Source organism: Pseudomonas marginalis, assembly GCF_008692035.1.
Taxonomy (GTDB): domain Bacteria; phylum Pseudomonadota; class Gammaproteobacteria; order Pseudomonadales; family Pseudomonadaceae; genus Aquipseudomonas; species Aquipseudomonas marginalis.
In genome coordinates, this window is record NZ_VTFG01000001.1 from 3,645,147 (window position 1) to 3,656,827 (window position 11,681).

Consider the following 11,681-nt stretch of genomic DNA (forward strand, 5'->3'; position numbering starts at 1 on the left):
TCCCGATAGCGTCGGCCCCGCCACCGCTGAACTCAGGGGTAATCCAAAACCCGCTTGATCTGGCTGAGATTCACCTCGATCCACCCCCGATCAATCGCGCCCCAATCGCGAATCCGATAATGCCCGGCATGGTTGCGGGCCCCATCCTCCTGCTCGAACTCACACACAATATCCAGGTCCGCCAGCGCCGCAATCGTGTCCTGCGCGGTGCGCCGGGGCATGCCGGTGACCTCGGTCAGCGCCGGGACGCTGCTGGCCAGCCCACTGTCGATCAGGTACGCCACGTACAGCCGGCGGTAGAAGCTGCTTTTGGTCTTGCTCACATCCATGGTCAGTCGCCTTGTGCGGTCAGGGTTTGCCCTGCAGGTCGCGATACGTGAGGTACACCCGCAGGTCGAATTCCACCTGGTGGTAGCCGGGCATCATGTAGTCGCAGAGTTTGTAGAACGCTTTGTTGTGGTCCGATTCCTTGAAGTGCGCCAGCTCGTGAACCACGATCATGCGCAGGAATTGCGGCGCGGCCTCTTTGAACAGCGAGGCAATGCGGATCTCTTTCTTGGATTTGAGGTTGCCGCCCTGCACCCGCGAAATCGTGGTGTGCAGGCCCAGGGCGCGGTGGGTCAGGTCCAGGCGGTTATCGAACAGCACTTTGTCGATGGCCGGCGCGTTGCGCAGGTGTTCCTGCTTCAAGGCCTGGGCATAGGCGTACAGGGCTTTGTCGCTCTGCACCCCATGGCGGTCGGGGTAACGCTGTTCCAGGTAGGCGCCCAACTGGTCCTTGGCGATCAGTTGGCGCACTTGCTCCTGGAGGGCAGCGGGGTAGGCCTGGAGGTATTTCAGCGCGGTCATTGGGGTCTGCAACAGGATTCGGATGGGCGCCAGTGTAGCGAATTCAGCGCACGCGGGCGCGTGACCAGTCGACCACTTCTTCAGCCATCAGGGGCTGCGCCGCCCACGGCCCCTGGATAAACGGGCAACCCTGGGCCTTGAGCCACTGGGCCTGCTCCTGGGTTTCCACGCCCTCGGCCACCACGACCACCTCAAAATGCCTGCACAGCTCGATAATACTGCGCGCCATCGCCGCGTCCCGCACCGAGCCCGGCAGCCGCGCAACCAATTGCGGATCAAGCTTGAGCGTATCGAAGGCCAGGTCGCGCAAATGCGCCAGGGAACATTGCCCCGAACCGAAGTCATCCAGGGCGATACGCACCCCGATACGGCGCAGCAACTTGAGCTGCTTGGCGGCCTCTTCCAGGTTACTCATCAGGCAGTCCTCGCTGATTTCCACCTCCAACTGGTACCCCTCCAGCCCATAGCGCTCCAGCATCTGCTGCAGTTGGTTCACCAGGTTAGGCATATTGAACTGGCTGCTGCTCAGGCTCACGCTCAGCACCAATTCATCGTCGAACGCGGCTTGCCACGCCTGGCGCTGGGCGGCGATCTGCTGATAGATCCACGCGCTCAGTTGACTGATCAGCCGCGCCTCTTCCAGCAAGGGTAAAAACAGCCCCGGCGGCACATCGCCGACGCTGGGGTGCCGCCAGCGCAACAACACCTCAACGCCGCGCAAACGCCCATCCACCAGCGAAACCTGGGGCTGATAGACCAGGGTGAAATCCTTGTTTTGAATCGCCGTGCGCACGCTGTCTTCAAGCATCAACCGCGAGCGGGCGCGACCGTTCATTTCCTGGTCGTAATAACGATATTGCTGGCGGCCGGCGCGCTTGGCTTCGTACATGGCGATGTCGGCCGCGCGCAGCAACCCACTCAAATCCGAGCCGCAATCCGGGAAGGTGGCAATGCCGATGCTGACGCCGAGCATCACATCCAAACCGTCGACCTGCTGGCACACCGACACTCGCTCGATCAGCTTTTCCGAGATCTTTGCCGCCTGCTCCGGAAACTCCAGCTCCAGCAACGCCGTGAATTCATCGCCGCCCATGCGGCCGATAATGTCGTAGGAGCGCAGACAACCCTGCAATTGCTCCGAGACCCAGCGCAATACACGGTCGCCGGCATCATGGCCCAGGGAATCGTTGACCCGCTTGAAACCGTCAAGGTCCAGGTACAGCAACACCAGGGACTGCTCTGTCCGCTCACTGCGGGATAAGGTGTTTTCCACCGCCTGGTAGAAACCGCGCCGGTTCAACAGCCCGGTCAGCGGGTCGGTCACGGCCTGGAATTCCAGCTGCTGGTGCAGGTGGCGCACTTCGGACATATCCAGCACCGTCACCACCATGGCCTTCTGTTCTGCGGGCAGCGGCGCGCAGGACAACGCCACCGGCACTTGCTGGCCACGGCTGGTGCGCAGGAGCGCATCGTGCAGGCGCCAGGTTTCACCGCGGCGGTAGTCGGCGTACATTTGCGAATCTGGCCATGTGGGCACATGGGGCTTTTGCAGGAAACTCAGGAAGTCCTGGCCTTGCAGTTCCTGGATCGTGGCATTGAGCAGGCGCGAAATCGCCGGGTTGGCGTATTCGATCACGCCCTCTTCACTCACCACCAGGATGCCCTCGGCGGCATTGTCCAATACCGAGGCATTGAACGCCCGGGCGGACTCCAGGTCATGGCTCAGGCGCTGCAAGGCCCGGCGGTTGCGCTGGTGCTCCAGCAACGCCTGGACCTTGGGCTTGAGGATGTGCGGGTCGAAGGGCTTGAACAGGTAGTCGATGGCGCCGCTGGCGTAGCCTTCCAGCACGGCGGCGGGGGATTGGGCGTTGGCACTCAGGAAAATGATCGGGGTCATGCACGTGCGCTGGCTGCCGCGCATCAAGCGAGCGACTTCGAAACCGTCCATGCCGGGCATCATCACATCCAGCAGCACCAGGTCGACCTCATGCTGCAGCAGCAACTCGAGGGCTTCCACCCCGGACGCGGCGGTGATCACCACCCAATCATCACGTTGCAGAAGCGCACGCATGCTGATCAGATTTTCCGGGTAGTCATCGACCACCAGAAGAACCGAACTGCCATCGCCATGAGGTGGAGCGCATTCCATGCTAGGTCTCTTCCTTGGGTCTACTCCGGTCACTTCTGAGAGAAAACCCGGACAAACATTGAGGCCTCACTCTAGCCCCGGATCCTGAAAATCAGAAGTGACGTGGACGCCATCATTGCGCCAAAGTTCAGTCAGCCGACTAACGGTCAACCTCTACAGCCCACGGTTCATGGGAAACATGGCTTTTTGGCATTCCCTTGGCGCCAATAAATTGCCAGCAAGTGTTTAACAACTGGCTGACCACCGCCTATAAAGAACCTGTCAGGCCCCCGGGCCAAAGCCTTCACCCCCTGTAAAAGGCCAATGCCATGATCGACCTCTCCACTTGGAACCTGAGCATTCCGGTCGGCTCGCCCCCCGCGACCATCGACACGCCAAAGCTACTCAGCGGCTTCAACGACCAATACTTCCAGGCCGAAGGCAGCAACGTGCAATTCTGGACCCCCGTCACCGGCACCCGCACCGAAAACGCCGTGTACCCGCGCAGCGAACTGCGCGAAACCTACGCCGACGGCCGCCTGCGCAACTGGACCTACCCCGAAGCCGACAACTTCCTGCGCGCCACCCTGGCGGTCAACCAGGTGCCCTCCAGCGGCAAGATCGTCATCGGCCAGATCCACGCCTACGACAGCCAGAAACCGCTGATCAAGCTCGAATACCAGTTCAAGGAAAAGACCCAGACCGGCAACATCGTCGCCAAGGTGCGCATGCGCCCGGACGAAGATGAAAGCCGCGTGATCATCGTCGCGTCCAATGTGCCGCTGGAGAAAAGCTTCACCTACGTGATCAACCTCAACAAGGCCGGCCTGCTCAGCGTGTACGCCGCTGACAGTGAGTGGAACGAGCGCATTGGTGCGGCGTGGGCCGCCAAGCCCTTGTACTTCAAGGCGGGCGCATATGTGCAGGACAACAGCGGGGACAGCAAGGAAGGCGCGAAGGTGACGTTTGCCAAGTTGGATATTGATCACGAGTGAACGGATCGGCCTCGATTCGAGCAGGCAATGCCCGATAGGCGCAAGACTGATTTCCTGCCAAAAAAAAGCCCGCATCGCTGCGGGCTTCTTTTTTAACGCCTGAGGCTCAATTCACCTTAGCGTTCAACTCACCTTTCAGATAACGCTGGTACATCGCTTCCAACGAGATCGGCTTGATCTTCGAAGCGTTGCCCGCAGTGCCGAAGGCTTCGTAACGAGCGATACACACATCACGCATCGCGGTCACAGTCGCGCCGAAGAACTTGCGCGGGTCGAACTCGCTCGGGTTGGTGGCCATCAGGCGGCGCATCGCGCCGGTGGACGCCAGGCGCAGGTCGGTGTCGATGTTGACCTTGCGCACGCCGTACTTGATACCTTCGACGATTTCTTCAACCGGTACGCCGTAGGTTTCTTTGATGTCGCCGCCGTACTGGTTGATGATCGCCAGCCATTCCTGCGGGACCGAGGAAGAACCGTGCATCACCAGGTGGGTGTTAGGGATGCGCTTGTGGATTTCCTTGATGCGGTCGATGGCCAGTACGTCGCCGGTCGGTGGCTTGGTGAACTTGTAGGCGCCGTGGCTGGTGCCGATAGCGATCGCCAGGGCGTCCACTTGGGTCTTCTTGACGAAGTCGGCGGCTTCTTCCGGGTCGGTCAGCATCTGGCTGTGATCCAGCACGCCTTCGGCGCCGATGCCGTCTTCTTCACCGGCCATGCCGGTTTCCAGGGAGCCCAGGCAACCCAGTTCGCCTTCAACCGAAACGCCGCAGGCGTGGGCCATAGCCACGGTTTGTTGGGTTACGCGTACGTTGTACTCGTAGTCGGTCGGGGTCTTGCCGTCTTCGCCGAGGGAGCCGTCCATCATCACCGAGCTGAAGCCCAGTTGGATGGAACGCTGGCACACGTCAGGGCTGGTGCCGTGGTCCTGGTGCATGCACACCGGGATGTGCGGGAATTCTTCGATCGCGGCGAGGATCAGGTGACGCAGGAACGGGGCACCGGCGTATTTGCGCGCACCGGCCGAAGCCTGGACGATCACTGGGGAGTCGGTCTTGTCAGCGGCTTCCATGATGGCGCGCATCTGCTCAAGGTTGTTGACGTTAAAGGCTGGGACGCCGTAGCCGAACTCGGCTGCGTGGTCCAGCATTTGACGCATGCTGATAAGTGCCATTGTGTTGTCTCTCCCGGTCGAGGGTCGTTAATCGTGCAAGCCTGCCGTAGCAGCGGCTGCTATTCAAGTTATTGCAGGTCAGGCTTTGCATGCCTGGCGTGCTGAATCGTTATTGCTGATGTGGAAGGGGGGCTTGCCCCCGATGACAGTGCCTCAGTCAGCACATGGGGGTGCTGACAAACCGCTATCGGGGGCAAGCCCCCTTCCACATTTGGATCTCATCAAAGTTGAAATCTTATTGGGCCTTGCAGCCCCGCCCGATCAAATCGTCAGTGGCAACCCAGTAAACCAGGCCTTCCTCACCTTTTGTGTGAAACGCCAACTGGTCGTTGCTGTACAGCACGCCCGAAGCCGCCACATCCTGTTTGAGGCGATAAACCTGGTCGGAACCGCCGAGGCGTACATCCACCTCACTGCGGGCCTGGTTGGCGAAGCGCCAGTTGACCTCGGCCTTGCTGTCGCAGGTCCAGGTGGTCCACTTACCTTCCGGCTCTGCCTTGTTGAACATGTTCATGCTGCTGCAACCGGCCAATAGGGCCAGGGCTGCCAGGGCGAAAACGCCTTTCATTGCCAATCCTCGCAGCGGGGCCAAAGGCCGCCGATGCCGTCGGTTAGTTGATCAGACCCGTCAAGGGCAACCCTGTTCCTGACCGTTGGGCGCGGAGTCGTATTTCTCCAGCCGTTCGTTGCCGATGCGCTTGTTGATTACCGGCATGGTCTCGGCTTGCCAGTCAGCCTGATAGCAGCTTTTTTTCTGCTCCGTGGCAGGTTTGCCTGCCGCCGGCGCTGCGCTTGGCGTGCTGCCGCAGCCGGCCAACAGGCCCGCTGCGATCACCATTGCCAACGACTTGATCATGGGAACACTCCTTTTCCGGATCACGAGCCTTAGCCTTTGGCTCGGGTTTCCAGCACTTCAACGGCGGGCAGGACTTTGCCTTCGACGAATTCGAGGAATGCGCCGCCACCGGTAGAAATGTAGGAGATCTGGTCGGCAACGCCATATTTATCGATGGCCGCCAGGGTGTCGCCGCCGCCGGCGATGGAGAATGCCGAGCTGTCTGCGATGGCCTTGGCCAGCACTTTGGTGCCGTTGCCGAACTGGTCGAACTCGAACACGCCGACCGGACCGTTCCACAGGATGGTCTGGGAGGCTTTCAGCAGTTCTGCAAAATTGGCTGCAGTTTGCGGGCCGATGTCCAGGATCATGTCGTCGGCGGCCACGTCGGCGATGAGCTTGACGGTGGCTTCGGCGGTTTCAGCGAACTCCTTGGCAACCACCACGTCCACCGGCAACGGCACGCTGACCTTGGCGGCGATGGCACGGGCGGTGTCGAGCAGGTCCGGCTCGTACAGGGATTTGCCCACCGGGTGGCCTGCTGCCGCCAGGAAGGTATTGGCAATGCCACCGCCAACGATCAACTGGTTGCAGATCTGGCTCAGGCTGTTGAGCACGTCCAACTTGGTGGACACCTTGGAGCCGGCAACGATGGCAGCCATCGGTTGGGCCGGAGCGCCCAGGGCCTTGCCCAATGCCTCCAGTTCAGCCGCCAGCAATGGGCCGGCAGCCGCCACCTTGGCGAACTTGGCCACGCCGTGGGTCGAACCCTCGGCACGGTGGGCGGTGCCGAACGCGTCCATCACGAACACGTCGCACAGGGCGGCGTATTGCTGGGCCAGTTCGTCGCTGTTCTTTTTCTCGCCTTTGTTGAAGCGCACGTTTTCGAACAGCACGATGTCGCCAGGCTTAACGTCGACACCGCCCAGGTAGTCAGCCACCAGCGGCACATCACGGCCCAGGGCCTTGCTCAGGTAGTCGGCTACCGGCTTGAGGCTGTTTTCGGCGGAGAACTCACCTTCGGTCGGGCGACCCAGGTGGGAGCAGACCATCACGGCCGCGCCTTTTTCCAGGGCCAGCTTGATGGTCGGCAGCGAGGCCAGGATTCGCGCATCGCTGGTGACAACACCGTCCTTGACGGGGACGTTGAGGTCTTCGCGAATCAGTACGCGCTTACCTTGCAGATCGAGGTCGGTCATCTTCAACACGGTCATGGGTGGCAGTTCCTGAATTACTGTTGAGGTTGTTTAGAGGCGATATGCAGATAATGTTCCGCAACATCCAGCATTCGGTTGGCAAAGCCCCATTCGTTGTCGAACCAGGCCAGGATGTTCACCAGCCTCGGGCCGGAAACGCGGGTCTGGCTGGCATCGACAATCGCCGAATGCGGGTCATGGTTGAAATCACAACTGGCGTGGGGCAACTCGGTGTAGGCCAGCAAGCCTTTGAGCGGGCCGCTGGTGGCGGCGTCGCGCAGGATCCGGTTGACCTCCGTCGCATCCGTGTCGCTGACGGTTTGCATGGTGATGTCCAGGCAGGACACGTTCACCGTCGGCACCCGTACGGCTTTGGCCTGGATTCGCCCGGCAAGTTCCGGCAGCAGGCGTTCGATGCCGCGCGCCAGACCGGTGGATACCGGAATTACCGATTGGAACGCCGAGCGCGTGCGGCGCAGGTCTTCATGGTGATAGGCGTCGATCACCGGCTGGTCGTTCATCGCCGAGTGGATGGTGGTGATCGACACGTAGTCCAGGCCGATCGCCTGATCCAGCAGGCGCAACAGCGGCACGCTGCAGTTGGTGGTGCAGGAGGCGTTGGACACCAGCAGCTCACTGCCGGTCAGGCAATCCTGGTTGATGCCGTAGACGATGGTGGCATCGACATCCGCCTCGCTGGCCATCGGCTGGGAAAACAGCACACGCGGTGCGCCGGCGTCGAGGAAACGCTGGCCATCGGCACGGGTGTGATAGGCACCGGAGCATTCCAACACCAGGTCGACGCCCAGCGCCGCCCAGTCGATGCCCTCGGGTGTGGCGCTGCGCAACACTTTCACGCAGTCGCCGTTGATATGCAGACAATCGCCTTCGACCCGCACTTCGCCGGGAAAGCGGCCGTGGGTGGAATCAAAGCGTGTCAGGTATTCGATGCTGGCCATGTCGGCCAGGTCGTTGATCGCGACAATTTCAAACCCGGCTGCCGCCCCTCGCTCGAACAGAGCACGCAAGACGCAACGACCAATGCGGCCGTAGCCGTTGAGTGCAACTTTGTAGGGACGCGGTTGGGGCATGGGGTTCTCGATCAAGGTTAGTTCGGTGTTGAATGTTCTGACGCTATCGCGGGCAAGCCCGCTCCCACATCAGACCGCGATCCAAATGTGGGAGCGGGCTTGCCCGCGATAGCGCCAGTACAGACAACGCAGACTGACTTAGTCTTCCAGCAGCTCTTCAGCCTGACCCAGGATGTTTTCCAGGGTGAAACCGAACTCTTCGAACAACGCTGGCGCCGGCGCCGACTCACCGTAGGTGGTCATGCCGATCACGCGGCCTTCCAGGCCCACGTACTTGTACCAGTAGTCGGCGTGCGCCGCTTCGATGGCGATACGCGCGCTGACCTGCAACGGCAGCACCGATTGCTTGTAGCCGGCGTCCTGGGCCTCGAACACGCTGGTGCACGGCATGGACACAACGCGCACGTTACGGCCTTGGGCAGTCAGCTTGTCGTACGCCTGAACGGTCAGGCCCACTTCGGAACCGGTGGAGATCAAAATCAGCTCCGGCTCGCCGATGCAGTCCTTGAGCACGTAGCCGCCACGGCTGATGTCGGCGATCTGCGCGTCGGTACGCACCTGGTGTTGCAGGTTCTGACGGGAGAAGATCAGCGCCGAAGGGCCGTCCTTGCGCTCGATCGCGTGCTTCCAGGCCACCGCGGATTCCACCGCGTCGGCTGGGCGCCAGCAATCCAGGTTCGGCGTGGTACGCAGGCTGGTCAGTTGTTCGACCGGCTGGTGCGTCGGGCCGTCTTCGCCGAGGCCGATGGAGTCATGGGTGTACACATGGATCACGCGCTTCTTCATCAGCGCAGCCATACGTACGGCATTGCGCGCGTACTCCATGAACATCAGGAAGGTCGCGCCGTAAGGCACCAGGCCGCCGTGCAGGGACACGCCGTTCATGATGGCGCTCATGCCGAATTCGCGCACGCCGTAGTACATGTAGTTGCCGCTGGCGTCTTCGGCCGAGACACCTTTGCAGCCTTTCCACAGGGTCAGGTTGGAACCGGCCAGGTCGGCCGAACCACCGAGGAACTCAGGCAGCAGCGGGCCAAAGGCGTTCAGGGTGTTCTGGCTGGCTTTACGGCTGGCGATGGTCTCGCCCTTGGCCGCGACTTCGGCAATGTAGGCCGAGGCTTTTTCCGCGAAGTCGGCAGGCAGGTCACCGGCCAGGCGACGCACCAGTTCATTGGCCAGCTCAGGGAATTCGGCGGAGTAGGCAGCGAAACGCTGATCCCACTCGGCTTCGGTGGCCAGGCCTTTTTCCTTGGCATCCCATTCGGCGTAGATGTCGGCCGGGATTTCGAACGGGCCGTGGTTCCACTTCAGCGCTTCGCGGGTCAGGGCGATCTCAGCGTCACCCAATGGGGCGCCGTGGCAGTCTTCCTTGCCTTGCTTGTTCGGCGAGCCGAAGCCGATGGTGGTCTTGCAGCAGATCAGGGTCGGCTGCGCGCTCTTGCGGGCGGTGTCGATGGCAGTCTTGATCTCTTCCGGATCGTGGCCGTCGACATTGCGGATTACCTGCCAGTTGTAGGCTTCGAAACGCTTGGGGGTGTCATCGGTGAACCAGCCTTCGACTTCGCCGTCGATGGAGATACCGTTGTCATCGTAGAAGGCGATCAGCTTGCCCAGGCCCAGGGTACCGGCCAGGGACGCGACTTCGTGGGAAATGCCTTCCATCATGCAGCCATCACCCAGGAACACATAGGTGTGGTGATCGACGATGTCGTGGCCAGGGCGGTTGAACTGCGCGCCCAGGACTTTTTCAGCCAGCGCGAAGCCTACGGCGTTGGCCAGGCCTTGGCCTAGGGGACCGGTGGTGGTCTCGACGCCTGGGGTGTAGCCGAATTCAGGGTGACCCGGGGTGCGGCTGTGCAACTGGCGGAAGCTCTTGAGGTCATCGATGGTGACGTCGTAGCCGGTCAGGTGCAGCAGCGAGTAGATCAGCATCGAGCCGTGGCCGTTGGACAGCACGAAGCGGTCACGGTCGGCGAACGACGGGTTGCTCGGGTTGTGCTTCAGGTAATCACGCCAAAGTACCTCGGCGATATCCGCCATGCCCATCGGGGCACCGGGATGGCCGCTGTTGGCTTTTTGCACGGCATCCATGCTGAGGGCACGAATGGCGTTGGCACGCTCACGACGGCTGGGCATCGCTGTTCTCCTGAGGATTTTGAAGAGTGAATGATTAAAAGAAACGGAAAAAAGGATCGGCATTTTCCCTCAGCCACCGCCTGCGGGCAATGACAGATAGTCACTTGCAGGTGTTTTTCCTGTGCTTTGGGCGGCAATCGCTTGCAGAAACCTTTAACCGCTTCGTCTAAAGGTTATAGCGGCTGCTTATAACCGCCACTTATCGACCAATATCAAAACTTTTTGATATTGGCCTTGCGGGGATACTCACCCGTCACTAGACTGCTGGCCTTATGAACCTACCCGTGCCCACCCTGCGTCCTGACGACGGCGAAGAGCTGGCAGCCTTGTGCAAGGCCGCTGGCGACCCATTGCGTCTGAACGTATTGCGCGCACTGACCAACGATTCATTCGGCGTGCTGGAACTGGCACAGATCTTCGCCATCGGCCAGTCGGGCATGAGCCACCATCTGAAGGTGCTGGCCCAGGCCGACCTGGTCGCCACCCGCCGCGAAGGCAATGCGATTTTCTACCGCCGCGCCCTGCCCCACGCCGACCTGCTCGGCGGCAAGTTGCACGCGGCCCTGCTTGAGGAAGTGGACAGCCTGAGCCTGCCCCATGACGTGCAGTCACGCATCGGCCAGGTCCATGGGCAACGTGCCGCCGCGAGCCAGGACTTTTTTGCACGGGTTGCCGAAAAATTTCGCGCCCAGCAGGACTTGATCGCAGGCCTGGCCCAATACCGCGACAGCGTACTGGCGCTGCTGGACAAGCTGAGCTTCAGTGAAGAAGCGACGGCGCTGGAAGTCGGGCCTGGAGATGGCGGCTTCCTGCCGGAACTGGCCCGCCGCTTTCGGCAGGTCACGGCGCTGGACAACAGCCCGGCGATGCTCGAACTGGCACGCCAGCTCTGTGAGCGCGAGGCATTGGGCAATGTCAGCCTGCAGTTGGCTGACGCCCTGAGCAGCACAACGATCAAGGCCGACTGCGTGGTGCTGAACATGGTCTTGCACCATTTCGCCGCCCCCGCCGACGCTTTAAAGCAAATGGCCGGGTTGCTGCACCCCGGCGGTAGCCTGTTGGTTACGGATTTATGCAGCCACAACCAGAATTGGGCCAGGGAGGCCTGCGGTGATCTCTGGTTGGGTTTTGAACAGGACGATCTGGCCCGTTGGGCCACCGCTGCGGGACTCGTTCCCGGGGAAAGCCTCTATGTAGGTTTACGTAATGGTTTCCAGATCCAGGTCCGCCACTTTCAGCGACCGACTGGCGACACTCACCATCGGTAAATATCAGGAAAA

At 61.2% G+C, this 11,681-nt stretch carries 11 protein-coding genes; 2 read left to right on the forward strand and 9 right to left on the reverse strand.

All coding sequences use genetic code 11. The features are described 5' to 3' along the window. Positions 1-32: 32 nt before the first annotated feature. From FX984_RS17100 to FX984_RS17110, 3 genes are read right to left on the reverse strand one after another with little or no spacing between them, the layout of a single operon-like run. On the reverse strand, positions 33-329 hold the full coding sequence (locus tag FX984_RS17100) for a winged helix-turn-helix domain-containing protein (protein WP_027606032.1): 297 nt from the start codon (positions 327-329) through the stop codon (positions 33-35). Positions 330-348: 19 nt separating this feature from the next. Further along, entirely contained in the window at positions 349-849 is a 501-nt protein-coding gene (locus FX984_RS17105) for a M48 metallopeptidase family protein (RefSeq protein WP_027606033.1), read from the reverse strand. Between the two features lie 43 nt (positions 850-892). Next, complete coding sequence (locus FX984_RS17110) at positions 893-2,998, reverse strand: putative bifunctional diguanylate cyclase/phosphodiesterase (RefSeq protein ID WP_146477665.1); 2,106 nt, start codon at positions 2,996-2,998, stop codon at positions 893-895. 308 nt (positions 2,999-3,306) lie between these two features. On the opposite strand from FX984_RS17110, the gene FX984_RS17115 reads away from it, so the two are divergent. Then, positions 3,307-3,972: a polysaccharide lyase family 7 protein gene (locus FX984_RS17115; RefSeq protein WP_027606035.1), complete on the forward strand. Its 666-nt coding sequence runs from the start codon at positions 3,307-3,309 to the stop codon at positions 3,970-3,972. A 106-nt stretch (positions 3,973-4,078) separates the two neighbouring features. Here the strand turns inward: FX984_RS17115 and fba are convergent, their stop codons facing one another. From fba to tkt, 6 genes are all read right to left on the reverse strand, one after another. After that, on the reverse strand, positions 4,079-5,143 hold the full coding sequence (gene fba / locus FX984_RS17120; RefSeq protein ID WP_003177554.1) for a class II fructose-bisphosphate aldolase: 1,065 nt from the start codon (positions 5,141-5,143) through the stop codon (positions 4,079-4,081). Positions 5,144-5,378: 235 nt separating this feature from the next. Next, on the reverse strand, positions 5,379-5,711 hold the full coding sequence (locus FX984_RS17125; RefSeq protein ID WP_027606036.1) for an MliC family protein: 333 nt from the start codon (positions 5,709-5,711) through the stop codon (positions 5,379-5,381). Between the two features lie 60 nt (positions 5,712-5,771). Further along, positions 5,772-5,999 carry a hypothetical protein gene (locus FX984_RS17130; protein ID WP_027606037.1) on the reverse strand — a complete coding sequence of 76 codons (228 nt, stop codon included), beginning with the start codon at positions 5,997-5,999 and terminating at the stop codon, positions 5,772-5,774. Positions 6,000-6,028: 29 nt separating this feature from the next. Next, on the reverse strand, positions 6,029-7,192 hold the full coding sequence (locus tag FX984_RS17135; RefSeq protein ID WP_027606038.1) for a phosphoglycerate kinase: 1,164 nt from the start codon (positions 7,190-7,192) through the stop codon (positions 6,029-6,031). Between the two features lie 17 nt (positions 7,193-7,209). Continuing rightward, entirely contained in the window at positions 7,210-8,265 is a 1,056-nt protein-coding gene (gene epd / locus FX984_RS17140; protein WP_027606039.1) for an erythrose-4-phosphate dehydrogenase, read from the reverse strand. Positions 8,266-8,403: 138 nt separating this feature from the next. Then, positions 8,404-10,401, reverse strand: a complete 1,998-nt coding sequence (gene tkt, locus FX984_RS17145) for a transketolase (protein WP_027606040.1) — start codon at positions 10,399-10,401, stop codon at positions 8,404-8,406. A 272-nt stretch (positions 10,402-10,673) separates the two neighbouring features. On the opposite strand from tkt, the gene FX984_RS17150 reads away from it, so the two are divergent. Then, a complete protein-coding gene (locus tag FX984_RS17150) occupies positions 10,674-11,669 on the forward strand; it encodes an ArsR/SmtB family transcription factor (protein ID WP_027606041.1) in 996 nt (331 codons plus the stop codon). The last annotated feature ends 12 nt before the right edge of the window (positions 11,670-11,681 follow it).